General features: G+C 69.7%; 19 protein-coding genes and 1 pseudogene. 11 read left to right on the forward strand and 9 right to left on the reverse strand.

All coding sequences use genetic code 11. From position 1 onward, the window contains the following. Positions 1 to 114: 114 nt before the first annotated feature. From ACFY3D_RS34420 to ACFY3D_RS34430, 3 genes are all read left to right on the forward strand, one after another. The gene (locus tag ACFY3D_RS34420; protein ID WP_389987538.1) at positions 115 to 579 is read left to right on the forward strand and encodes an STAS domain-containing protein; all 465 of its coding nucleotides are present in this window, start codon (positions 115 to 117) and stop codon (positions 577 to 579) included. A 639-nt stretch (positions 580 to 1,218) separates the two neighbouring features. Further along, on the forward strand, positions 1,219 to 2,235 hold the full coding sequence (locus ACFY3D_RS34425; protein WP_389987541.1) for a LacI family DNA-binding transcriptional regulator: 1,017 nt from the start codon (positions 1,219 to 1,221) through the stop codon (positions 2,233 to 2,235). Between the two features lie 200 nt (positions 2,236 to 2,435). Continuing rightward, positions 2,436 to 2,537, forward strand: coding sequence for an alpha/beta fold hydrolase (locus tag ACFY3D_RS34430; protein ID WP_389987544.1), 102 nt, complete (start codon positions 2,436 to 2,438; stop codon positions 2,535 to 2,537). Between the two features lie 60 nt (positions 2,538 to 2,597). Here ACFY3D_RS34430 and ACFY3D_RS34435 read toward each other — a convergent pair whose 3' ends face one another. Continuing rightward, positions 2,598 to 4,355 (reverse strand): amylo-alpha-1,6-glucosidase, encoded by a 1,758-nt coding sequence (locus ACFY3D_RS34435; RefSeq protein WP_389987547.1) that lies wholly within the window; start codon positions 4,353 to 4,355, stop codon positions 2,598 to 2,600. Positions 4,356 to 4,477: 122 nt separating this feature from the next. Here ACFY3D_RS34435 and ACFY3D_RS34440 point away from each other — a divergent pair. Then, positions 4,478 to 5,682, forward strand: a pseudogene (locus tag ACFY3D_RS34440) (RNA-guided endonuclease InsQ/TnpB family protein); the annotation flags it as partial. Between the two features lie 129 nt (positions 5,683 to 5,811). On the opposite strand, the gene ACFY3D_RS34445 reads toward ACFY3D_RS34440, so the two are convergent. From ACFY3D_RS34445 to ACFY3D_RS34455, 3 genes are read right to left on the reverse strand one after another with little or no spacing between them, the layout of a single operon-like run. Beyond that, positions 5,812 to 6,630 (reverse strand): carbohydrate ABC transporter permease, encoded by an 819-nt coding sequence (locus ACFY3D_RS34445; protein ID WP_389778366.1) that lies wholly within the window; start codon positions 6,628 to 6,630, stop codon positions 5,812 to 5,814. Further along, positions 6,627 to 7,604, reverse strand: a complete 978-nt coding sequence (locus ACFY3D_RS34450) for a carbohydrate ABC transporter permease (protein WP_389987550.1) — start codon at positions 7,602 to 7,604, stop codon at positions 6,627 to 6,629. Before ACFY3D_RS34450 ends, ACFY3D_RS34445 begins: the two co-directional genes overlap by 4 nt. Before the next feature lie 28 nt (positions 7,605 to 7,632). Then, complete coding sequence (locus ACFY3D_RS34455; protein ID WP_389987553.1) at positions 7,633 to 8,898, reverse strand: extracellular solute-binding protein; 1,266 nt, start codon at positions 8,896 to 8,898, stop codon at positions 7,633 to 7,635. Between the two features lie 291 nt (positions 8,899 to 9,189). Here ACFY3D_RS34455 and ACFY3D_RS34460 point away from each other — a divergent pair, with 291 nt between their 5' ends. The 3 genes from ACFY3D_RS34460 (at position 9,190) to ACFY3D_RS34470 (ending at position 13,220) form a co-directional block, all read left to right on the forward strand. Then, a complete protein-coding gene (locus ACFY3D_RS34460) occupies positions 9,190 to 10,251 on the forward strand; it encodes a LacI family DNA-binding transcriptional regulator (RefSeq protein ID WP_389987556.1) in 1,062 nt (353 codons plus the stop codon). 494 nt (positions 10,252 to 10,745) lie between these two features. After that, positions 10,746 to 12,170 carry a rifampin monooxygenase gene (gene rox / locus ACFY3D_RS34465; protein ID WP_389987559.1) on the forward strand — a complete coding sequence of 475 codons (1,425 nt, stop codon included), beginning with the start codon at positions 10,746 to 10,748 and terminating at the stop codon, positions 12,168 to 12,170. Positions 12,171 to 12,461: 291 nt separating this feature from the next. Next, the gene (locus tag ACFY3D_RS34470; protein WP_350950117.1) at positions 12,462 to 13,220 is read left to right on the forward strand and encodes an AfsR/SARP family transcriptional regulator; all 759 of its coding nucleotides are present in this window, start codon (positions 12,462 to 12,464) and stop codon (positions 13,218 to 13,220) included. 51 nt (positions 13,221 to 13,271) lie between these two features. On the opposite strand, the gene ACFY3D_RS34475 is transcribed toward ACFY3D_RS34470, so the two are convergent. Further along, entirely contained in the window at positions 13,272 to 14,693 is a 1,422-nt protein-coding gene (locus ACFY3D_RS34475) for an MFS transporter (RefSeq protein WP_389987562.1), read from the reverse strand. 136 nt (positions 14,694 to 14,829) lie between these two features. Here ACFY3D_RS34475 and ACFY3D_RS34480 point away from each other — a divergent pair, with 136 nt between their 5' ends. From ACFY3D_RS34480 to ACFY3D_RS34495, 4 genes are all read left to right on the forward strand, one after another. Beyond that, on the forward strand, positions 14,830 to 15,426 hold the full coding sequence (locus ACFY3D_RS34480) for a TetR/AcrR family transcriptional regulator (protein WP_389987565.1): 597 nt from the start codon (positions 14,830 to 14,832) through the stop codon (positions 15,424 to 15,426). A gap of 249 nt (positions 15,427 to 15,675) precedes the next feature. Then, positions 15,676 to 18,459, forward strand: coding sequence for a LuxR C-terminal-related transcriptional regulator (locus ACFY3D_RS34485; protein ID WP_389987568.1), 2,784 nt, complete (start codon positions 15,676 to 15,678; stop codon positions 18,457 to 18,459). Between the two features lie 87 nt (positions 18,460 to 18,546). Next, on the forward strand, positions 18,547 to 19,095 hold the full coding sequence (locus ACFY3D_RS34490; RefSeq protein WP_350950121.1) for a hypothetical protein: 549 nt from the start codon (positions 18,547 to 18,549) through the stop codon (positions 19,093 to 19,095). Between the two features lie 17 nt (positions 19,096 to 19,112). Beyond that, positions 19,113 to 20,111, forward strand: a complete 999-nt coding sequence (locus ACFY3D_RS34495; RefSeq protein ID WP_362904385.1) for an aldo/keto reductase — start codon at positions 19,113 to 19,115, stop codon at positions 20,109 to 20,111. A 75-nt stretch (positions 20,112 to 20,186) separates the two neighbouring features. Here ACFY3D_RS34495 and ACFY3D_RS34500 read toward each other — a convergent pair whose 3' ends face one another. The 4 genes from ACFY3D_RS34500 to ACFY3D_RS34515 are packed head-to-tail and all read right to left on the reverse strand — an operon-like array spanning position 20,187 to position 23,144. Further along, positions 20,187 to 20,405, reverse strand: a complete 219-nt coding sequence (locus ACFY3D_RS34500) for a ferredoxin (protein WP_350950123.1) — start codon at positions 20,403 to 20,405, stop codon at positions 20,187 to 20,189. Between the two features lie 11 nt (positions 20,406 to 20,416). Further along, positions 20,417 to 21,655 (reverse strand): cytochrome P450, encoded by a 1,239-nt coding sequence (locus ACFY3D_RS34505; RefSeq protein ID WP_389987571.1) that lies wholly within the window; start codon positions 21,653 to 21,655, stop codon positions 20,417 to 20,419. A 55-nt stretch (positions 21,656 to 21,710) separates the two neighbouring features. After that, positions 21,711 to 22,880, reverse strand: a complete 1,170-nt coding sequence (locus tag ACFY3D_RS34510; protein ID WP_389987574.1) for an acyltransferase family protein — start codon at positions 22,878 to 22,880, stop codon at positions 21,711 to 21,713. Positions 22,881 to 22,937: 57 nt separating this feature from the next. Beyond that, a complete protein-coding gene (locus tag ACFY3D_RS34515) occupies positions 22,938 to 23,144 on the reverse strand; it encodes a ferredoxin (RefSeq protein ID WP_350950126.1) in 207 nt (68 codons plus the stop codon). Between the last annotated feature and the right edge of the window lie 4 nt (positions 23,145 to 23,148).

Below are 23,148 nucleotides of genomic sequence, written 5' to 3' on the forward strand. Positions count from 1 at the left end.
CCACCACGCGAAGAACTATACCGGAAATATCTTTCATGTATCTTTGTTCCGACGTAATATGGACGGCGTCCAGGCCCACCGGCACGCACCAGGGCACACAAAGGGATCGATCACATGACTGTCGTGCACCACCGGCCGACACCAATCGGCCTCCACGCCCGGCAACACCGGCTGCCGACCCCACCGGCCACCGATTCACGACGAACGCCCGACAGTGAAGCCACCCCCCGCCACGAACGGGCCACATCCGGCGAACACTGGACCGACGCCGTGCTCTACCTCGACCGCACACTGCGCATCACCTACACCCTGACCTCACCCATAAGCACAGTCCAACTGATCGGCGAACTCGACGCCACCAACACCCAGGCGGCAGCCCGGACCCTGACCCAGGCCGGCACCGCCGAGGAGACCCTCACCATCGACATCGGACACCTGGAGTTCGTCGACGTCGCGGGCCTGCGCATGCTGACCGACCTGTGCCGCGACGGCACGGCCCACCTGACCAACGCACCGATCGACATACGCCGCCTACTCGGCCTGCTGAACCGGACGGACATCCTCGCCAAGTGCGCATGACGCCCCCCAGCCACCCCCACCCGACGACCTGCCACCCTGCGCGGCCAACCGCCCGAAAACGACCGCGACCTTCGAGGACCCGGTGGCGGACGGCGAGTGGCGTCACCTCCTGGAAGCAGGGCGACGCAATACGCACGGTGACCCCGGCAGCCGTCCCTCAACCGTAAGAGGTATCGACAAGTGAGCAGCGGGCGCAACCGGGCGCGTTGCGTTCTCCTCTGGCCGATGGTTGGTTTTTGATCTTGAAGTGGTTTTCAATCAACCGACTCCCTTTACAATGTAGATTTATAACTGCTCCGGAAGCCGTCAACGCCGTCAGGAGTTGACGCCCGACAGTTCCGCGAGGCACGTTATCTGTCGGCCGGTTCAACGAATCGATTAGGGGCATCTGCCCCCTCCACAAGGTGGTGCCCCAGGCCGGATGGCCGACCGGCCAACGGCGAGAGGCGTTTGCCGGAGAGCCCAGGTCGCCGACGACGCACTACCCCACTCCCCTCCCTCCCAGAGACGGCGCATCCTCGCCACAGCACGCTGAGCTGCTTTGACACCCGGCCTTTCCGGCCCATAGCCTCGTATCGAATCGATTCGAACCAGGTGTCGCAAGGCGCGGGCTCGATCCGGTGCCACGGGGAGGCCGCAGTGAACATCGGGGAGATCGCCAGGCGCGCCGGCGTGTCACGTAGCACGGTCTCGTACGCGCTGAGCGGCAAGCGGGCGGTATCCGAGGCGACCCGTCGACGGATCGAAAAAGTGATCGCGGAGGCGCGTTACCGTCCCAACGCCAGCGCCCGGGCACTGGCGGAGGGGCGCACTCGTACGCTCGGGCTGGTGGTCCCGCCCGCCGGCCGGAACCTCACCTTCATGCAGTTGGGCTTCGTCGCGAGCGTGGTGGAGGCCGCGGGCCGTCACGGACTCGACGTGCTGCTCTCACCCAGTGGTGACGAGCACGACAGGTCGTTCGAACGGATGGTGAGCAGCCGCCGGGTCGACGGTGTCGTCTTGATGGAGGTCCGGCTGGAGGATCCGCGAGCGCACCGGCTGCGCCGGTCCGGCCTGCCGTTCGTGACGATCGGTCACACCGCGGACTCCCAGGCCGACTGCTGGGTGGACGTGGACTACGAGGCGTTGACCTCCCGCTGTGTCCACCACCTGGCCGACCTCGGACACCGTGCCGTCGCGCTCCTCAACCGGCCGCAGGAGTTGCTGGCCGCCGGTTACGGTCCCGCCCGCCGGGCTCTTGACGGTTTCACCGCGGCGGCGACCGAACGCGGCCTGAGCGCCACCGCGGTGTGCTGCCCGGACGAGGCGACGGCCGGCGAGGAACGCGTCGAGGACCTTCTTCGCCTGAATCCGGCCGTCAGCGCCGTCGTCACGCTCAACGAAGCCGCCCTGCCAGGTGTGGATCGGGCTCTGCGAGGCAGGCGACTCGCGGTGCCCGACGACTTCTCGATCACCGGCGTGGTGGCCCGGCAATGGGCGGAGGACTTCCACCCGCCGCTGACCTCAGCCGACGTGCCTGTCGCGACCATGGCCACCCAGGCCGTGGAGCTTCTCGTGGAACGGATCTCGTCACCGGACGCTCCCCCGCGCCAGGTTCTGCTGCAGCCGTCGATCTCGCTGCGGGCCAGCACCGGCCCCGCTCCGGTACGCCCCTAGACGCGACGGGCACCGTGCGGACGGAAAATCGGGCGCTTCGAACCGGCCACCGAAGTGACCGGCACCGAAGCGCGCGCTCGCGGTCGATCAGGGCGGTGACGGCGACCCGCCCCTCCTCGGTCAGCCGGATGAGAGAGGACCTCTTGTGCGCCGGGTTGGGGACGGACTCAACCAGGTTCCGGGCGGCGGCCTCGTTGATCATGCGCTGTACGATCCCGGTCGAAGGGACCGCCCACTACCCCAACATGGAGCGCCCCGACGTCTTCAACGAGATCCTCGAAGACTTCCTGCGTGCCCTGTGACCCCAGCGACCGTCCGTGGGCAGCCGGAGCGGGACGGCGGGAACACGAACCGCCCCAGGGCTACCCGGCGGCCGGGGGCACGTCCGGGAGCAGAGCGCCGGACCGGCGTCGTTCGTGCGCGGCGGCCAGGATCAGGTAGCCGCTCGCCGTCCAGGTGTAGGCACGGTCGCGCAGCCCGGCACCGCTTCGGGCGTCGAAGTTCTCCGCGAAGCCGGACTTCTCGCACAGCGCGCGGAACCGCGTACTGATCTTGTCGGCCAGTTCGGCGAAACCGGCGCGGCGCAGGCCGTCCTCGATCAGGACGGTCGAGGGCGCCCAGATCGGCCCCCGCCAGTAGCCGTCGTCCCGATAGTGCTCCGAGGTCGGCAGCTCGGTGGCGGGCCCGTAAGCGGTGAGGTGCGTCTCGATCCTCCTGGCCAGCGTGGTGCGCACCGGCTCCGGCAGCTCCGCTCCCAGCACGATCGGCATCAGGTCCAGCAGGCTGTCGCTGGACCAGGTCCGCCTGGAGTGCGCACCGCGCGAGACGAACCGGTCGCCGGCCCAGAGCTCTTCGAGGAGCGCCTCACGGATCCGATCGGCGGCCTGGGACCACGTGGCGGACTTCTCGGCGAGCCCGAGTTCTCCCGCGAGGTGGGCGAGTTCCCGCATCTGGAGCACGAGGAAGGCCGCCAGGTCGGCGGTCTCGACGACCCGCTCCGGGTCGAAGGTGGTCGCGTTGTCCCAGCCGCTGTCGTTGCCGTGCTGGTAGTGCGGCAACTCCTGCCCGGGAACACGGCGCGCGGTCAGCCAGAACCCGGTCCAGCTCTCCAGCTTTCGGTACGTCTCGGCCAGCTCGGCCGCGGGCAGCCGGGGCATGCGCTCTCGCAGGTGGCGCAGCGCCCAGCCGTGGATGGGCGGCTTGACGAAGTTGTAGAGCACCTCGGAGTGGGTGATGGAGTCGGGCAGCGCACCGCCCTCGTCCTGGTGGTCGAAGACGAGCCGGAACTGGTCCCACGCCAGGTCGGGCACCCCTTCGGCCAGCGCGATCGCGTTGAAGCAGTGGTCCCAGCTCCAAACCTTGTCCATCCAGTGCTTGGACATCAACACCGCGGGACGGGTGATGAACCCGGTCGGCCGCACCGTGGCCGACCACAGCACGTAGGCCGCCAGATCCGCGGCGGGCGTCTCGGCGCCGCGCCACGGTGCGAGCGCCTCGGCGAAGGACTCGAAATCGGCCCTCGCCGACTTGACCGCCTGCTCGAAGGTGCCCGCCGACAGGTACGGCGGACGGGAGGTCCCGTACTCCTCGATCGCGATCTCCCACGGCTCGCCGTCACCGGACAGCACGACGCCGCGCTCCGCCGAGCCCAGCGCCTGCACCCCCGGGCAGCCGGTCATGTCACCGCGCAACACGGTGACCCGGTAGCGCCGCCCGGTCTCGTAGACCGTGAAGACATGGGCCCCGTCGACCGGATCCCGATAGAGGTACGGCCCGCTGAACGGGGTCAGGTCGGGGTTGGCCGCGATGAGACGCAGACCGAGCCCTCGCCCTCGTAGCCGCGCCGTGTCCGGCCGCTCATAGGCGAGTTCCATCTGCCCGCTGTCATGGGCCCAGGTGAGCCGGTGCGGTGTGGCCACGACGGTCGTCTCGGCGCGTACTCCCCCGGTGGTCGGTATCAGCCGCAGGATCGGGTGCAGTCCCGTCTGGTGCGACACGAGATGCACGTCATCCGCGTAGGTCTTCTCCGCTATAACGGGTGAGAAGTTGAACCAGGACCCTCGGAAACTGAAGGGAATCTCCTGGACGGAGAACTCCGGGCCTGGTGCGGCGACGGTCATCAAATACCTCCAGTGTGGATACTCCGGCCTTCAGGCCGGAGAGGAAACGCGGCCTCATGCGACACGAATCTGGAATCGAACACACGTCCACTGTTAACTGATCTTGCATTAGAATGTGAGGCATGGCGCAGACCGTGAAGCGGGCGTTCAAGTTCCGCTTCCACCCGACCCCTGAGCAGGCCGAAGAGCTTGCCCGGACGTTCGGCTGCGTGCGCCTGATCTACAACAAGGCCCTCGAAGAACGCACCCGCGCCTACACGCTGCAAGGCCGTAAGACCTCCTACGTGCAGTCGTCGGCCGCGCTCACGCAGTGGAAGAAGACCGACGACCTCGCGTTCTTGAACGAGGTCTCCTCGGTGCCGCTTCAGCAGGCATTGCGCCACCTTCAGGCGGCGTTCACGAACTTCTTCGCCAAACGGGCGAAGTACCCGGCGTTCAAGTCCCGCAAGAAGTCCCGCCTCAGCGCCGAGTACACCCGCAGCGCCTTCCGATGGCAGAACGGGCAGCTCACCCTCGCCAAGACGAACGACCCGCTGAACGTCGTGTGGTCGCGCCCACTGCCCGAAGGAGCACAGCCGTCCACGGTGACGGTGTCGAAGGACGCGGCGGGCCGCTGGTTCGTCTCCATCCTGTGCGAAGACAGCCTCCGGCCGCTTGACCCGACGACCAATGTGGTCGGGGTGGACGCGGGTATTACGGCGTTGGCGACGCTGTCGACCGGAGAGAAGATCGTCAACCCCGAGCATGAGCGGGCTGACCGCAAGAAGCTCGCCAAGGCTCAGCGGAACCTCTCCCGCAAAGAGAAGGGGTCGGCGAACCGGGCCAAGGCGAAACTCACCCTCGCCCGCGTGTACGCTCGCATCGCCGACCGTCGCCGCGACCATCTGCACAAGGTCACCACTCGTCTCGTCCGTGAGAACCAAACGGTCGTGATCGAAGACCTCACCGTGCGCAACATGGTGAAAAACCACAGCCTGGCTCGCGCCGTCTCCGACGCTTCGTGGCGCCAGATGCGGTCCATGCTGGAGTGCAAAGCGGCCTGGTATGGGCGGGAGTTGCTGGTCGTGGACCGGTTCTTGCCCTCGTCCAAGCTGTGTTCGGCGTGCGGCGCCCTCCAGCGGTCCATGCCGCTGGGCGTCCGCGATTGGGTGTGCGCCTGCGGCGCGGCCCATGACCGGGACGTCAACGCCGCGAAGAACATCCTCGCCGCCGGGCTGGCGGAGAGGTAAAACGCCTGTGGAGCCGGTGTAAGACCTCAAAGGGGAATCCTCCTCGCGGGCGACTGGCGGTGAAGCAGGAACCCTCACGGGTGACCGTGGGGACTCCCCTCTCTTCAGGGAGGGGAGGAGGTCAAGGAGTCGGCTCTCTTTCTCGATGTGGGTTCCGCAGGGCGGTGACGCCTGCGGCCCGCGGCGACCGGCCCCTGGCGGCCGCCGCGGGAAGGGGCGAGGAGCGGTCAGTCCTTCACCGCTCCGGCGGTGACGCCCGCGGCGACATAGCGTTGCGCGATGATCAACAGCACCGTGGCCGGAAGGGAGGCCACGACCGCGGTCGCCATGATGGCGTTCCACTGCTGGTTGTTGTTACCGATGTAGTGGTAGATGCCCAGGGTGATCGGTCGCAGGGTGCCACCGCCGTCGAGCGTGCCGGCGAACACGAAGTCCGACCACGCCCAGAGGAAGGCGAACAGGGAGACCGTGACGACGGCGTTGCGACTGACCGGCAGGACGATCGACCAGAAGACACGCACCGGCCCCGCCCCGTCGGCCGTGGCCGCCTGGAGCATCTCCCGGGGTATTCCGGACATGAACGCGGTGAAGACCAGCACGGCGAACGGGACGGCGATCGTGGTGTCGGCGACGATGAGGCCGGGCAGCGAGTTGAGGACCCCCAGGTTCAGATAGATCGCGTAGAAGCCCATCGCCATGATGATTCCGGGGATCATCTGCGCGATCAGCAGCGCGAAGCTCAGCGCGCCGCCGCCCCTGGGACGCAGCTTCGCCAGCGAGTAGCCCGCGGGCGCGGCGATGGCCACGGTCAGCACCACCGTGGCCAGGCCCACGATCAGGCTGGTCGCCAGGTAGGGCATCTGCTGGTCGAGGACCGCCCGGTAGCCGTCCAGCGTGCCGTCGAACGGGAACCAGGGCGGCGGGCTCTTGCGCATGTCCCGGTCTTGGGTGAAGGAGACATTGACCATCCAGTAGACCGGGAACAGCATCAGCCCGGTCAGGACCACTCCCAGGACGCTCTTCCACCACACCCTCTTGCCGGTCATGATTGCGACTGCCTTCGCTGTACGCGGATGTAGATCAGGCCGAAGACGAGGGCCATCAGGATGAGCAGGTTGCCCACCGCCGCGCCCGGCCCGAAGGCGGGCAGCAGGTTGCCGAACCCCAGCCGGTAGGACCAGGTGGCGAAGGTCGTCGAGGAGTCCGCCGGCCCTCCCTTGGTCATGATCCAGATGATGTCGAACACCTTCAGCGTGTAGACCAGGCCCAGCAGCAGCGTGATCGCGGACACCGGCCGCAGCAGAGGGAAGGTCACCCGCCAGAACTTCTGCCAGCCGCCTGCTCCGTCCAGTTCGGCGGCCTCGTGGACGTCGCGCGAGATCGCCTGCAGGCCGCTGTAGAGCACGACCAGGTTGAAGGGGATACCGATCCAGATGTTCGCGATGGTCACCGAGACCAGCGACCAGTCGGGGGAGGTGAGCCAGTTGACCGGTCCCAGGCCCACGTAGCCCAGGGCCGCGTTCACGATGCCCGAGTCGCTGTTGAGCATCCACGACCAGGTCGAGGCGGACACGATCAGGGGCAGCAGCCACGGCACCAGGAACAGCGCGCGCAATGTGGCCGAGAGCTTGAAGTTCTGGCTGAAGAACACCGCCAGGGCCAGGCCGATGGCGAACTGGAAGGCCAGCGACACCAGGGTGAACACCACGGTGTGGGTGAGTGCGGGCCCGAAGGTCGGGTCGTCGAGCACTTCGCGCAGGTTGTCCAGGCCGCTGAACTCCGCCCCGCCCTGCACGAACGAGCGGACCGTGTAGTCGCGGAGGCTGAGGTCGATGTTGCGGTAGAGCGGATAGAGATAGAAGGCGATCAGATAGGTGGTCACCGGGGCCAGGAACGCCCAGGCCGCCCACTGGGTGGAGCGTGGCCGCCGGTCACGCGAGCGTGGCGGGGCGGCGACGCGCGCCACCCCGCCACGCTCGGGCACAGAGCGGGAGGCCGCGGTCTGTGTGGGGTTGTTCATGACGTCCTTCGCCGAGTCTCCGACGCGGTCAGTTCGTGGCGGCGAACGCTGCCTTCTGGGCCTCCGCGAACGCCTCCTGCGGGGTCTTCGAACCGCTGAGGGCGCTCTGCACCCCGGTCCACATCGGCTGCGAGATCTTGGGGTACTTGGTGCCGAGGTCGTCGCTCGTGCGGCCCTTCGCCGCCTTCACCGCGTCGACCCACACCTTCAGGTCGGCCGTCGCGGCCACCTGCTTGGCCTGAACCTCCGCCGTGGGGGCGATGTAGGACAGCGTGGTGGTCGTGGTGAGCGAGTTGTCGGCGCTGGTCAGGCAGCTCACCAGCTTCTGGGAGACAGCGTAGCGGCCGGGGTCCTTCTGCACCGGCACGCTGACGAACTCGCCACCGGTCGGTGCGGGCGCGGTGGCGCCGTCGGCGGCCGGGATCGGAATGATGCCGTACTCGAAGCCGGCTTCCTTGGCGTTGGCCAGCTGCCAGGTGCCGTTCTCGGCGAAGGCGTAGTCCCCGGTCGCGAACTCCTGCCAGCTGGTGGTCTGGGTGTTGTTGATGACCGAGTTGGGGGCGTAGCCCTTCTTCAGCCAGTCGGTCCACAGCGCCAGGGCGGAGACGGCCTGCGGGGAGTCGAGCTGGGTGAGGTTCGCGCCGGAGCCCCAGAACCAGGGCAGGAACTGGAAGCTGCCCTCCTCGGTGCCGATGGCGGAGAAGGTGATGCCCTTCTTGCCGGCGTCCTTCACCTTGGCCAGCGCGGCGGTGAGCGAGGCCCAGTCCTTCACGGTGTCGATGTCGACGTCGGCCTCTTTCAGCACCGCCTTGTTGTAGTAGAGCGCGAGGGTGTTCGCCCCGATGGGGATCCCGTAGGTCTTGCCGCCGCTCTGGCCCGCCGCGAGGAGGTTGGGGTCGATCGCCGAGGTGTCGATCTTCGCCTCCTCGGTCGTGCTGAGCACTCCGGCCTCGGCCAGCGTCGAGACCACCGGGTTGTCCACGATCAGCACGTCCGGGGAGTTGCCCTGCTGGGCGGCGAGGAGGGCCTTGTTCGTCAGGTCGCTGGTGTCGTAACCGGTCCTGGTGACCGAGACTCCCGCGTCGGTGCCGCACTTGGTGAGCAGTTTCACCCACTCGGAGGTGCCGTCGAACTGCGGATACGGATCCCAGATCGTGTAGGTGCCACCGGAGGCGTCGGCGGAGGTTCCGCCGGAAGGGGCGTCGGAGGACGAACACGCGGCCAGACCGCTCGTGAGCACGAAGATCACCAGGCTCATTCCGGCGCCGCGCCGCCCCCATTCCGCTGATCTCATCGGGTCTTCCTTCCGCCAACGGACTTTTCCGGATTGTTTCGATCTCGTGTCGAATCGATTTGTCGAACCGATTCGATGAACATAGGCCCCACCGGGACGAAGGTCAATGGGGTGCCTGGACCGACATGCATGGCCCCCGAGGGTTTCTGCCCGCCTCCGCCCGCCCCTCAGAGCGGGACCTCGGAGGCCCGTACGCCACGTCGTTCACATGGCGTGTCCGGCCGCTTTCCCCGGGTGAATCGATTCGACCTATCATGTGTCTGTGTCGATCCGGATTTTTGAGGAGTCTCGATGAACATCGGGGAGATCGCCCGGCGGGCAGGGGTATCGCGGAGCACGGTGTCCTACGCGCTCAGCGGCAAACGCTCGCTGTCGGAACAGACCCGGCGACGCATCCAGGACGTCATCGACGAGCTCGGTTACCGGCCCAACGCCAGCGCCCGGGCACTGAAGGAGGGCCGCACCCGCACGCTGGGCCTGGTCATCCCGCCGGCCAGCCAGCGGCTCACCGACATGCAGCTGGGATTCGTGGCCAGCGTGGTCGACGCCGCGGCCCGGGCCGACCTCGACGTCCTGCTCTCGCCGTCCGGCGGCGAGCACGACCGCTCCTTCGAGCGGGTCGTCACCGGCAGCCGGGTGGACGGGATCATCCTGATGGAGATCCGGTTGCGGGACGACAGGGTCACCCGGCTCCAGCAGACCGGCCTGCCGTTCGTCGGCATCGGCCGTACCGCCGAGCCCGAGGACATGTGCTGGGTGGACGTCGACTACGAGACGCTGATCTCCCGATGCGTGCAGCATCTGGCCGATCTCGGGCACCGGCACATCGCGCTGGTCAACCGCTCCGCCGAGCTCGTCGCCGCCGGTTACGGGCCGGGCCACCGCGCCCAGGCGGGCTTCGCCAGGACCATCGCCGAACGTGGCCTGACAGGCGTCGAACTGTGCTGTGCCGACGACGCCTCAGCGGGGCACACGTGCGTGGAGCGGCTTTTGGCCGACCACCCCGAGGTGACCGCTCTGGCCACCATCAACGAGGCCGCGCTCCCCGGCGTCTACCGGGCCCTGCGGCACGCCGGTCTGGAGATCCCCCGGGACTTCTCCGTCACCGGCGTCGCGGCCCAGCACTGGGCCGAGAACCTCCACCCGCCTCTCACCGCGGCCGACGTCCCCGCCGACCAGCTCGGCGCCCACGCCGTCGACCTGCTCATCCAGCGCATCGCCAATCCCGAAACCCCGGTCCGGCACCTTCTCCTCGCTCCCCCGATCTCCCTGCGCTTCACGACCGCCCCCGCCCCGCGCCGCTCCGCCGACGGGGCCGCCCCTGAGGAGGACTCTCCGACGGCAGCGCCGTGAATCTCGCGGCGCCCGGTTCGGCGCCCGGCCGGATCGACGGGTTCCGGCAACGGACGGGAGACGAGGTCGGAGGACGATAGCGTCCACGACCTGGGCGAACGGGCTCGGCTGGACGGACGCCGTACGCGACGCGTCATCGCTTCGGGAGAAGACCGCGCGGCCGCGACGAACGGCGACCGGTGAAATCGACAAACGGCGAAGTTCGGGAAATCACCCACTACCTGCCACTCTCAACGTATAGCGCACCGGGGGGCTTGCGGCAAGACCCGGGTCATGCCGCAGAATCATGGCCCGAGGCCGGAACCTGGGGGAATCAGGGGTCCGCGAAGTACGCGTTCTTCGCCGATCGACGTACGGGTCATGCGAGACGCCGGACCACCGGTGGAACTCGCGGTGCGGTCGCGGGCACCCGGCGCGAGGACGCGGGTGTGCGCGCCGCCGGACCACGCGGAGCAGCCGGCCGAAAAGCGAACTCTGTCGAATGGGGGATCTTCATGATCGACGTGATCATCGTCGGCGGCGGGCCGACCGGCCTGATGCTCGCCGCCGAGTTGCGGCTGCACGGGGTGCGCGTGCTCGTGCTGGAGAAGGAAGCGGAGCCAGCCGGGTATGTCCGCGCGCTAGGCCTGCACGTGCGCAGCATCGAGGTGATGGACCAGCGTGGCCTGCTGGAGAGGTTCCTCGCGAACGGCAGGAAGCACCCGCTCGGCGGTTTCTTCGCAGGCCTCGCCAAGCCCGCGCCCGACCGGCTGGACACCACGCATCCCTACGTCCTCGGCATCCCGCAGCCCGTCACCGATCGCCTGCTGGCCGAGCGTGCCACCGAGCTCGGCGCGGAGATCCGGCGCGGCCACGAGCTGGTCGGGCTGAGCCAGGACGAGGAGGGGGTGACCGCCGAGCTGGCCGACGGCACGCGGCTGCGCTCGCGCTACCTCGTCGGCTGCGACGGTGGCCGCAGCACGGTGCGCAGGCTGCTCGGTGTCGCCTTCCCCGGCGAGCCCTCCAGGAACGACACGCTGCTGGGCGAGATGGAGGTGGGCGTGCCGCCGGAGACGGTCGCCGCCGTGGTCACCGAGGTCCGCAAGACCAACCTGCGGTTCGGCCTCGGCCCCTTCGGGGAAGGCGTGTACCGCGTCGTCGTTCCGGCCGAGGGGGTGGTCGAGGACCGCTCGGCCCCGCCGTCGCTGGAGGAGTTCAAGCGACAGCTGCGGGTCTTCTCCGGCACCGACTTCGGCGTGCACTCACCGCGCTGGCTGTCTCGCTTCGGTGACGCCACCCGGCAGGCGGAGCGTTACCGGACCGGCCGGGTGCTGCTGGCCGGTGACGCGGCGCACATCCACCCCCCGGTCGGCGGACAGGGGCTCAACCTCGGCATCCAGGACGCGTTCAACCTCGGCTGGAAGCTGGCCGCCGAGGTCGGCGGCTGGGCACCGGAAGGACTGCTGGACAGCTACCACACCGAACGGCATCCGGTGGCCGCCGACGTGCTGGACAACACCCGCGCCCAGATGGAGCTGTTGTCCACCGAGCCCGGCCCTCGCTCTGTGCGCCGCCTGTTGTCGGAACTGATGGACTTCGAGGAGGTGAACCGGTATCTGATCGAAAAAATCGTCGCGATCGGGGTCCGCTACGACTTCGGCGGGGGGCACGAACTGCTCGGCCGGCGGATGCGGGACGTGGCGCTGAAGAACGGTCGTCTCTACGAGTTGACGCACGAAGGTCGCGGGTTGCTGCTCGACCAGACCGGCCGGCTCTCGGTGGCGGGCTGGGAGGGCCGGGTCGACCACGTCGTCGACGGCGGCGAGGAGCTGGACGTGCCCGCCGTGCTGCTGCGGCCGGACGGCCACGTGGCGTGGGTCGGCGAGGACCAGCAGGAGCTGGTCAGCGGGCTGTCCAGGTGGTTCGGCGCCGCCGGCTGAGCCTGCGGTCCCGGCGCCCGGGACAACCGGCTCGGCCCCCGAGTTCCGTTCTCACCGGGAGTCGGCCACGGCGTCGCGGCCGGCTCCCGCCCCGGGTGACCGGTGCGGGAGATCGGCCACCCGGGGCGGGAGCCGGGCGTGTTCCGGCGGGGGCGGTGACTACGCACTCGCCGGTGGGTTCGTACGCACTTCCGCTGATGGCAACCCGCTCATCCGTCGCAAGAATGGCGCTACCCGGCAAAAAAGGGTCGATCACCACTTGATGCCAGGCTCAAGCCACTCGGGAGACAGATGAGATACGAACTGCTCGGGCCGCTGCAACTGGTGGACGAGAGAACGCGCACGGTCAACGCGCCCAAGGTGGAGACCTTGCTGGCCACCCTGCTGATCCGCGCGAACCAGCCGGTCTCGACGGATGAGCTGATCGACGAGTTGTGGGGGAACGAGCCGCCCCGGCGGGCTCGTGCCGCGCTGCACGTCTACATCTCCCACCTGCGCAAGAATTTCGTCCAGCCGGCGGTCGAGGGCGCGACGATCCGGACCCACGCGCAGGGATACCTGCTGGAGGTCGAGAGGTCGTCGGTCGACGTGTTCCTCCTGCGGGCCCTGCACGCCGAGGCGCGCGCCGTACCGGAGAGCGAGCCCGAGCGGGCGCTGGAGGTCTCCGCCGCAGCGGCCGGCCTGTTTCGCGGGCCGGTCCTGGCGGGGATCAACAACGGGCTCATCGTGGGCACCTTCGCCCGGTGGGCGGAGGAGGTGCGACTGGAGTGCCTGGAGACGGTCGCGCGCTGCTCGCTGCGGCTCGGCAGGCACCGGGAGCTGATCGGTGACCTGTCGGCGTGGGTCGAGGAGTACCCGCTGAACGAGAACCTCCGCGAGCACCTCATGCTGGCCCTCTACCGCTCCGGCCGGAGGGCCGAGGCGCTGGAGGTCTTCCAGTCCGCCCGGCAGGCGCTGCGGGAGGAACTCGGCCTCGATCCGCGCAGGACGATGCGCAGGCTGCAGTTCGCGATCCTCGAGGCGGACACCGACTACGCGATCGCGGGCTGATGCCTCCGGCACCGTCCCCCTCGCGGGACGGTGCCGGAGCTCACCTCCCGCTCAGCCCTGGGCCGCGGCCCGGCGCGCCCCGGGACCGAACCAGAAGAGCAGCGCCACCGCCAGTGCCAGCACGATCGCCGCGCAGGCCCAGACGAACACCGACGAGATGTTCGCCGCGATGCCACCGCCTCCTTCGGTGAACGGGATCAGCAGGGCCGCCAGGCCCAGTGACCCTCCGACGGTCAGTGCCGTCTGCAGCAGGCCCGCGGTGACGCCCGCGTACTCGGGCGGGGCGGTGGTCAGAATGATCATGTTGAACGGGATGATGGCGACTCCGACGCCGAGTCCCATGACGACGAGCGCCGGGAGCACGCCGGTCAGGTAGGTGCTGCCGGCGTCGAGGCGGGTCAGCCAGGCCACCCCGGCCAGCACCACGACCAGGCCGAGCACCGCTCGGGTCTGCAGGCTCACGCTCGCGATGTGCTTGGTGAGCAGCTGGGTGACGACGAGCAGCGCCAGGCCGAAGGGGAGGATGGCCAGCCCGCTGCGCAGCGCGTCCAGCCCGAGCACACCCTGCAGGTACTGGACCAGATAGATCAGGAAACCGGTGAGTACCGCCGCGAGCAGCAGCAGGCACAGCAGGGCTCCGGCCCTCTGCCTGCCGGCGAAGACCACCAGCGGCAGAAGCGGCTCCTCGGTGCGCCGGTCCCATATCAGCAGCGCCGCCGCCAGCAGGACCGCCGCCGCGAGTGAGCTCAGTGCCCCGGTGTCGCCCCAGCCGCTCTCGGCGGCGCGTACCAGCCCGTAGACGGCGGCGGTGACGGCTGCGGTGCCCAGCAGGGCGCTCGGCAGGCCGAGCGGGCGCGGCCGGGTGGCCTCGTCACGCAGACCCAGCACCTTGGCGGAGACGGCGATGATGAGCAGGCCGATGGGCACGTTGACCAGCAGGCTCCAGCGCCAGTCCCCCGCCCAGGTCAGTACGCCACCCAGGACCATGCCGGCGGAGGCCCCCAGGCCGGTGACGGTGGAGTACAGGCCGAAGGCGCGCTGGCGGCGCTCTCCTTCGAAGACGATCGCGAGCAGCGCCAGGCCGGTCGGGCCGGCGATCGCCGCGCCGGCCCCCTGCAGGACCCGGCCGACCAGCAGGACCTCCAGGTTGGGCGCGAGACCGGCGATCAGCGAGGCCACGACGACCAGCCCGATTCCGGCGAGGAAGACCCGGCGGTGGCCGAGCACGTCGCCGAGCCGGCCCGCGAGCAGCAGAAGCCCGCCGAAGGCGAGGAGGAAACCGTTCGGCACCCACGACCCGCCGGTGATCGAGAGTCCCAGGTCGGACTGCAGGGTCGGCAGCGCGACGTTCACGATGGTGCCGTCGAGCTGCAGCATGAACTCCGCGCCGACGATCGCGGTGAGCGTGAGCGCCCACGGCCGGGCAGGGGCGTCCCTGGCCGGAATCCCCTCGGAGACGCTGTCGGTACTCATGGAACCTCCGATGCCGATCACCCGGACACATACTGAGGCATCCTCAGGTTAGAGGCCGGAACTATACTGAGGACGTCTCAGCTTGGATGAGAAGAGTCAAGCTGAGGCTGCCTCAGGATGTCAAGCGGGAGGTTCGATGACGACCGGCACGCCCCACATCGCCCAGCGCCCCAAACGCGCCGACGGCCGGCGCAACTACGACGCGATCCTGGCCGCGGCCCGCAAGGCGTTCGAGGCCGACGGCTCCGAGGCGTCCCTGGAGAACATCGCCGCCCAGGCCGGCGTGGCGATCGGCACGCTGTACCGGCACTTCCCCGTCCGCGCCTCCCTGGTGGAGGCCGCCACCAGGGACGGGCTGGCCGATCTCGTCGCCCACGCCGAGCGACTGCTCTCCTCCCCCGACCCGTTGGGGGCCCTGGCGGAGTGGATGGAGCGGGCGGTGCGGCACTTCAGCACCTTCCGAGGGCTGGTCGGCATCCTCGCGCAGAGCATGTACGACGAGGGGACCCCCTCGTACACCATGTGCAACGCGATGCATCACGGCGGCGCGGACCTGCTTCGCGCCGCACAGGCCGCCGGCCTGGTACGCGCCGATCTGACCCCCGGCGAACTGTTCGACCTTCTCAGCGGTGCCGCCTGGGTGCGTGAGCAGTCCCTGCCGGACAGGGACGACAGCCCTCGCCTCCTGCGCCTCGTCCTGGAGGGGATCACCACACGCGACCACCGGTCCTGAGCGGGCCCGCGACCGGACCACCCATCCCCTCGACGGCGGGCGACCGGCCTCCCGCACGCCCCATCGGCGACAGGTGGTGATAAAAACCAACTAATTAGGTAGGCTAATAGTGGTTATCGCCGGATCAGGGGACCGGCAGCGGAACCTCGCAAACCGTCACCACAGGAAACACCGGCCCGTACGCACAAGGGAGCGCGGCCAGGGCCACCCGCCGTCTTTCTTTCACGAACGCCTGGGGTCTTCACAGAGATGAGTTCGCACGAAGAGAGCCTCTCCGACACCGCTTCCGTCGCCGTGGTACGCACCGCCGAACTGGACAGACTGCAGCACCTGACCTGGGAACCAGGAGGCGAGGGGCGCCTCGTCGCCGTGTTCGGCGAACCGGGGGCCGGCAAGACGCACCTGCTTTCCGCACTCGTGCGGGACCGGCAGTGGACCGTCCTGCCCGCCGCCGTCTACCGCTGCTCGCGCGGCGACAGAGAGGGCACGATGAACAGCGTCAGGAGGATGCTGCGGCGGGCCCGGCTGTCCGCGGAACGCCATCAACCGCCGGGGGTGGCCGGCCTGTCACGGCACCGGCGGCAGCCGGACCGCGAGCTGGTGGTGATCGAGGACGCCCACCTCGCCGACAAGCGAACCCTCCACGAACTGGCCGAGATCGCCGAAGGCGCCTCCCCGCCGCTGGTGGACGTGGTCGTGTCGCTGCGTCCCCGGCAGACGCCCGAGGCGCTGGCCGAGGCCGTCTCCCTCGGCGTGGCCTTCGGCCGCACCGCGCGCATCGAGCTGGCGCCGCTCGGCGACGAGCAGATGCTCGCCATGACGCCCGTCCCCGCTCCGTACGATCTTCGCCGTCGTAGCCGCGGCAACCCGTTCAGCCTCCGCGCCCTGCAGGCCCTCGACCACAGCACGTGGTCCGGAAGTGACACCGCCGTCGCCCCGTTCGAGTTCACCGTGCTCACCGAGGTCCGGGGCCTCACGCTGAACGAGCGCTATGTGCTGAACGCCGCGGCGATCCTGCGCTCGCGGTTCGACGTCGAACTGCTCGCCGAGATCGCCGAACTGGACGCGCTGGTGGTCTCCGCCGCCCTGCGCGGCCTGGTCCGGCGTGACCTGGTGCGGGTCGAGCCGATCGGCACGCTGTTCTCCATCCGCGACGAGGTCTTCGGCACGCTGCTGCGCAGGACGATCGACCCCTGCTGGGCCACCCGCGCCCACCAGCGCGCCCTCGGCCTGCTCTCCGCCCGCGGTCAGGCCGGCAAGCAGCTCGGTTTCCACCTGGTCAGCTCGCTGTCACGGGTCCGCGCGAGCGAGCTGGCGCGGATCGTGGACGCGTCCTACGAGATCATGGAGACGGACGTCGCCGAGTGCGTCTCCTGGCTCACACCGGTGATCGCCGAGGCACCCGTCTCCAGCGAGATCGGGATGCGCGCCCGGCTGGCACTGAGCACCGCGTTCGGGCGGATCGGGCGGATGACCGAGAGCCGGGACCTGCTCTTCCTGGTGCACGAGTCCGGTGGCTCGGTGGACCCGCTCACGCTGGCCGGGCAGGTCGCCTCCGTGTCGATGGTCGAGGCCGTGCTGAGCCAGGACGCGCAGACACTCGGCCTGCTCAACGAGTATCTCGCCCGGCAGGACCTGCGACGCTCACCGGTCTGGCCGCGGCTGGTGTTCGCGCGGGGTTTCCGCACGACCATGCTCGGCCGGATACCGGGCAGGGCCGAGCTGGAACAGGCCCTTCAGGTCGCCCGTACCGGCCGCGACGACCTCACCGCCGCGGGCCTGCTCGGTCTTCGGGCGCTGGAGGCGACCTTCTCCGGTGAGGTGGACCGGGCACTGGCCGACGCGACCGCCGCGGGCGAGACGCTGGACCGCGCCCCGGAGCACCTGGTGGCGTGTCACCTGGAGAGCCTGTTCGTGGTCGTCCTCGCCCATCTCTACCTGGGCCGCTACGTGGAGGCCCAGCGGCAGGTGCGGCGGGGCGTCGACGTCGCCCGCCACCGCCAGCGGATCTTCCTGCTCCCGGCGCTCCTGGTGCTGCTCAGTGAGGCCGAGCGCCACCTCGGGCAGCTCGAACAGGCCCGCGAGGCCGCCAACGCCGCCATCATCGAGTCCGGCCCTGACAACTCCCTGCGGCACACCCAGGCGGTCGCGCTCAAGTCCGCGGCCGAGGTCTGGATGCAGCCGGTGGGCAGCGGGAAGGCCAGGTCCCTCGCCCAGCAGGCACTGGCCAGGCAGTCACCGTCGCAGGCCAACGTCAACGGCAGCGCCTCGATCGCCGCGCTGACCCTCGCCAGATGCGCGTGGCTCGACGACGACCCCGCGCACTGCGTCGCCCTCCTGCTCAACGAGGGCAAGGGGTCCGGGCTGCGGACCATTCCCATGGCCTACCGCAACACCGCCTGGGAGATGCTGTGCGCCGCCGGAATGGACGCCGGCATGCCCCTGGACGGCTGGGTACGCAACAGCCAGGAACACGCCCGGGCCGTTCCGATGCCGCACAACCTCGCCTACGCGGACCTCACCCGAGGGCATCTGCACCGCGTGCGGGGCTCGCTCGCCGAGGCGGCGAGGTGCTACCAGGACGCGGCCGACCGCTTCGCGTCGACGGGAATGGGAATCGAGCAGTGCTACGCGCTGGGACAGGCCGCACGCGTGCTCGGCGAGCTGGGGCACGCCGAACGGTCGTCCCGCACGGCCAGGCTCGCCGCCGAGATGGCACGCCGGTCAGGGGCGGCGACCATGCTCGACTGGCTCGGCAGGCAGACGAGCGGGCCGTCCGCCGCGGAACTCGAACCCGAGACCGGCCCCGTGGAGATGTTCGGCCGGCTCACGCACCGCGAGCGTGAGATCGCGCTGCTCATCTGCACGGGCATGAAGCGCCGCGAGATCGCCGACCGGCTCACCATCAGCATGCGGACCGTCGACGTTCACCTGACCCGGATCTACCGGAAGACCGGTGTCAGCTCCCGGATGGAACTCGCCCTGGCCACCCGGCGGAAAACGGCCGGCCGCGACTACGCCACGCGCTTTTAGGACCACTTGAGCCGTTCTTTCTAATGTCGGTTCCTGCGAGCCTCCGCGTTCCGGACGGCGGCTCGGAATTCCGCCCAGGAGGCGACCATGGATTTCCGCGTGCTTTCCGCTCGGATCTCACCGGTGCTCGACACCGTGAACTCCTGGGCCCTGCCACTCGTGGCGGCGCCACCGGAAACCACCTCGGAAAGGGTCGGCGCCCTCGGCCGGCCAGGCCGGTCGCTGATCCTGCGCGATCTCACCGAGAAGGTCGTCGAATACCACTCCAGTAATCCCGACCCCACCGGGACGACGCCCACGGAGAAGGATTTCGCCACCGTGAGGCTTGAGATATTCGGCTCGGACGGCGAGCCGCTCGGCCACACCAGAGGGGCGGGCCGCATGCTCTACCGTCAGGAGCACGACGGCCATTTCATCGCCTACTTCGGGGAGGAGATCCGGCTGAACGACGGCAACGTCATCCGCTCGGGAGGACTGGTCGACGACGCCCGGCTGACCGCCGGCGAGGCCGCCACCTTCCCCGCCGTCGTCGTCGCGGGGCCGCTGCGCGGCGCCATCGGGTTTCGCCAGTTCCGGCCGCTGGTCAAGGACGCCCACGACACCTACGAGTCGTCGATCGTCGTCTACCTGCGGTAACGGGACGGAGAACGCAGATGACCCTGACACGACTTCCCACGCGCAGGATCGGATCCCTCACCGTGGGCGCGCAGGGCCTCGGCTGCCTCGGCATGTCGGAGTTCTACGGCGCCACGGTGGAGGCCGAGTCGATCGCGACCATCCGGCGTGCCCTCGATCTCGGGGCGACACTGCTGGACACCGCCGACGTCTACGGCCACGGCGCCGGTGAGGAGCTCGTCGGCAAGGCCGTCGCCGGGCGGCGGGAGACGGCGATCGTGGCGACCAAGTTCGGCGTGGTGCGCCCCGGACCGGGCGTCGGCGCCGCCGTCCGAGGGGACGCCCGCTACGTCCGGCGAAGCTGTGAGGCCTCGCTGCGGCGGCTCGGCGTCGACCACATCGACCTGTTCTACCTCACCCGCGTCGACACCGAGGTCGGTGTCGAGGAGACCGTCGGCGCGATGGCCGAACTCGCCGCCGCGGGCAAGATCCGCGAGATCGGACTGTGCGAGGCGGGGCCCGAGACCATCCGGCGCGCCCACGCGGTGGCCCCGATCGCCGCGCTGCAGACCGAATGGTCGCTGTGGTCGCGAGACATCGAGCGCCGGATCGTGGCGACGTGCCGGGAGCTGGGCATCGCGCTGGTGCCGTACTCCCCGCTGGGCCGGGGCTTCCTCAGCGGCGCCATCCGTTCCCCCGAGCAGCTGGAGGAGGGCGACTTCCGGCGCTTCGGGCTGCCCCGGTTCGCCCCGGACAACCTGCCGCGCAACCTCGCCCTGGCCGACCGTCTCGTCGAGCTCGCCGCCTCACTGCGGGTCACGGCGGCGCAACTGGCGCTGGCGTGGTTGCACCACCGGGGGCCGGACGTGATCCCCATTCCGGGAACGAGGCGTCGCGCCCATCTGGAGGAGAACGTCGACGCCGCCTTCCTGAGCCTCACCCCGGCCGACCTGGCCGCCGTGGAGGCGGCCGTTCCCTCCGACGAGGTCTACGGGGAGCGCTGGAACGAGCAGAGCATGCGGTTCGTCGACCGCTGAGGGACGGGACCGGTGTGGGCCGGTGGAACGCGACGTCGCGTTCCCCCGGCCCACACCGGCGCACCGATCCCGGCGTCACCCGCTCGGTATCCGCTCGGCGCCCGCGGGCGCGACGGCGATCGCCCGGGACGGACACAGGTCCTCGGCCGTCTCCACGGCCTCCCGGGCGTCCTCCCCCGGATCCGCGTCCAGGACGACGACCAGGCCGTCCTCCCCGTGGTCGAACACCGCGGGCGCGCTGATCGCGCAGTGGCCGGCGGCCATGCAGCGACGCCGGTCGGCGGTCACCTTCATCGTTTCTCCTCTCACCACTCGACGGGCAGGGTGTGCACGCCCTGCATCGTGCCGCCGCCGCGCGTGGGCAGCCTGTCCAGCGGCACGGCGAGCCGCAGGTCCGGGATCCGGTCGAAGAGGACGGAGAACGCCACCTCCAGTTCCATCCGCGCCAGGTTCTGGCCGAGGCACTGGTGGATGCCGAACCCGAACGTGAGGTGGTGGCGGCCGGAGGCGGCGTTGTGCCCGCCGGCGCGGCGGATGTCGAACCGGTACGGGTCGGAGAAGACCGCGGGGTCGCGGTTGGTCATCGAGGAGGAGACCAGGACTCCTTCTCCGGCCCGGATGACGTGTCCGTCGATCTCGATGTCCTCGGTCGCCACCCGCACTCCGGAGACGTCCGTCACCGACACCATCCGCAGCAACTCGTCCACCGCGGCGGGCAGCACACCCGGGTCCGCGCGCAGCGCCGCCAGCTGGTCCGGGTGTTCCATCAGGGTGACCACCCCGAGCGCGATCATCTGGGACGTCGTGTCGTGTCCTCCGATCAGCAGCGCCAGCGCGATGCGCACCAGGTCCTCCCGGGTCAGGTCGCCGTCCTCGTCGACCTGACCCACCAGTCTGCTCAGCACCCCCGCCCCACCGGGCTCACGTTCCTTGGTGGTGATCAGCCCGTCCAGGTAGTCCCAGAGCGCCTGGCCCGCCGCCTCGGCGTCCTGGGCGCTCTTGGCCTGGAGCAGCCCGTTCGTCATCGCCTCGAAGAACGCGTGGTCGTCGTACGGCACGCCGAGCAGCTCCGAGATCACCATGGACGGGATCGGCAGCGCGTAGTCCTCGACCAGCTCCGCGGGCGGCCCCTTGCGGAGCAGTTCGTCCACCAGCCTGCCCGCGAGCTCCTCGACGCTCGCGCGCAGAGCGCGCACCTGCTTGAGGCTGAAGTCGGGGGCGAGCAGGCGGCGGTGGATGTCGTGCACGGGCGGGTCGAACCCGATGATGGCGATGGGCTTGAAGATGGGGGCGTCCAGCCGGGGCAGGACCGCGGGGAAGTCGTCGCGGGAACGGTCGGCCGACATACGCGGGTCGGCGAGCAACCGCCGTGCCTGCGCGTGCCCGGTCACCATCCAGATGGACTTGCCGTCCCACAGCCGTACCCGGTGCAGCGGCCCCTGCTCCCCCAGTCCCCGGTATCCGGGGGAGGGTTGCCAGGGGCAGCTCCGGTCCTGGGGGTAGGCGAAGAGCCGCTCGTCCTCGGCCGGGATGGGAGTGTTCACGATGTGGTGCCTCCTGTCGTTTTTTCCGTCCGTCGTCGCGAGTGTGAGGGGGCGGTCAGCTCGCCGGTTCCGGGGCGGGGGTCTCCGGTCGTAGCGTGCCGACGGGCGGCAGGGGACGGGAGCGCGGCTGTGCCCACGCGCGCATCGCGGGTTCCTCGACGAGGCGGTTCAGTGCCCACGCCGCCGCCGTGGTGACCCCGAACAGAACCGCGATGACGCCGAGGGCGGCAGGCACGTCCCATGTCCGCTCCGCGCCGATCGCGAGGTGCCCGAAGTGCAGGACCAGGAAGTGCGCCAGGTAGGAGGCGTACGAGACCCCGCCCAGCCAGCGCAGGATCCGGCCGCGAAACGGCGTGGGGGCGCCCCGCTCGTCCGCGGCGGCCACGGCCGCGATCAGCAGCGCCAGCGGCAGCGCGATCGTCGCGGTGAGCCCGTAGACGCTCGGCCACAGGTACATCTGCAGGGCGAACCCCACCGCCAGGACCAGCAGCGCCCGGCCCACGCCCAGCGGGACCCGCCGGCCCGTCAGCACGATGCGGGCCATGATGATGCCGAGGACGAAGTCCAGCGCCCTGATCGGCGGAAAGGAGACCAGGAACCAGTTCTGCACGAACGACATGTCCTGGCCGGGGAGCCGGGGTGTTCCCGGCAGGGCGAGGAGGGCGACGGCGGGCAGCAGGGCGATCACGGCGGCGACGGCGCCGGCCGCCCACCACAGCCGCCGGGCGGAGATCCTGCGGACGAGCGCGTACAGGAAGGGGAAGGCCAGATAGAAGAGCAGGTCGCAGGCGAGGGACCAGGTGACGACGTTGATCGTGATGATCACGTCCATCCGGGGATACCAGGTGTGCACGAGCAGCAGGCTCGGCAGCAGCTTGGGCAGGTCCACGGCCTGGCCCGCCCACACGGCCAGGCCGAGCGCGGCCAGCCAGGTCACCACGTGGACCGGGTAGACCTTGACCAGGCGCCGGCGCCAGAAACTCGTCCTGGACTGTCCCTCCCGCACCGACCAGGTCAGCACGAACCCGCTCAGCACGAAGAAGAACTCCACGCCGAGCCAGCCCGAGGCGAAGGCGAAGGTCTGCAGGGAGGCCGCGGTCTCCCGGTGGAAGAAACCCAGGACACAGGCGTGGCACACGAACACCAGGAACGCCGCCACGAATCTCAACCCGGTGAGCGAGGGGAGCCGCGCGGCCTCCTTCGACGGGTGCGTCGAATGAGTCATCTTTTCTGCTTTCTTCGGCCGGCCTTTGTGCGGGGCCGGCCCGACCCTGTGGGGAGGTCAGTCCCCCGGTGATTTCTCGCTGATCCGGATGGCCTGCGCCGGGCAGAGGAAGGCGGCCCTGCGGACCCGTTCCTCCTGCTGCGGCTCGGGCCGCGGGGTGAGCACGACGACCAGGCCGTCATCGTCCTGATCGAAGACCTCGGAGGTGGCGGCCATGCAGCGCCCGCCACTGATGCAGCGCTCCCGATCCGCCCGCACCCACATCCGG

Source organism: Streptosporangium sp. NPDC000509 (assembly GCF_042898365.1).
Classification (GTDB): domain Bacteria; phylum Actinomycetota; class Actinomycetes; order Streptosporangiales; family Streptosporangiaceae; genus Streptosporangium.

Coding starts and splice junctions, on each gene's coding strand:
- ACFY3D_RS34475 (WP_389987562.1), bottom strand. CDS start 14,693: ATGAGTACCGACAGCGTCTCCGAGGGGATTCCGGCCAGGGACGCCCCT.
- ACFY3D_RS34455 (WP_389987553.1), bottom strand. CDS start 8,898: ATGAGATCAGCGGAATGGGGGCGGCGCGGCGCCGGAATGAGCCTGGTG.
- ACFY3D_RS34510 (WP_389987574.1), bottom strand. CDS start 22,880: ATGACTCATTCGACGCACCCGTCGAAGGAGGCCGCGCGGCTCCCCTCG.
- ACFY3D_RS34500 (WP_350950123.1), bottom strand. CDS start 20,405: ATGAAGGTGACCGCCGACCGGCGTCGCTGCATGGCCGCCGGCCACTGC.
- ACFY3D_RS34445 (WP_389778366.1), bottom strand. CDS start 6,630: ATGACCGGCAAGAGGGTGTGGTGGAAGAGCGTCCTGGGAGTGGTCCTG.
- ACFY3D_RS34430 (WP_389987544.1), top strand. CDS start 2,436: ATGCGCTGTACGATCCCGGTCGAAGGGACCGCCCACTACCCCAACATG.
- ACFY3D_RS34460 (WP_389987556.1), top strand. CDS start 9,190: ATGAACATCGGGGAGATCGCCCGGCGGGCAGGGGTATCGCGGAGCACG.
- ACFY3D_RS34480 (WP_389987565.1), top strand. CDS start 14,830: ATGACGACCGGCACGCCCCACATCGCCCAGCGCCCCAAACGCGCCGAC.
- ACFY3D_RS34485 (WP_389987568.1), top strand. CDS start 15,676: ATGAGTTCGCACGAAGAGAGCCTCTCCGACACCGCTTCCGTCGCCGTG.
- ACFY3D_RS34435 (WP_389987547.1), bottom strand. CDS start 4,355: ATGACCGTCGCCGCACCAGGCCCGGAGTTCTCCGTCCAGGAGATTCCC.
- ACFY3D_RS34470 (WP_350950117.1), top strand. CDS start 12,462: ATGAGATACGAACTGCTCGGGCCGCTGCAACTGGTGGACGAGAGAACG.
- ACFY3D_RS34490 (WP_350950121.1), top strand. CDS start 18,547: ATGGATTTCCGCGTGCTTTCCGCTCGGATCTCACCGGTGCTCGACACC.
- ACFY3D_RS34420 (WP_389987538.1), top strand. CDS start 115: ATGACTGTCGTGCACCACCGGCCGACACCAATCGGCCTCCACGCCCGG.
- rox (WP_389987559.1), top strand. CDS start 10,746: ATGATCGACGTGATCATCGTCGGCGGCGGGCCGACCGGCCTGATGCTC.
- ACFY3D_RS34450 (WP_389987550.1), bottom strand. CDS start 7,604: ATGAACAACCCCACACAGACCGCGGCCTCCCGCTCTGTGCCCGAGCGT.
- ACFY3D_RS34495 (WP_362904385.1), top strand. CDS start 19,113: ATGACCCTGACACGACTTCCCACGCGCAGGATCGGATCCCTCACCGTG.
- ACFY3D_RS34515 (WP_350950126.1), bottom strand. CDS start 23,144: ATGTGGGTGCGGGCGGATCGGGAGCGCTGCATCAGTGGCGGGCGCTGC.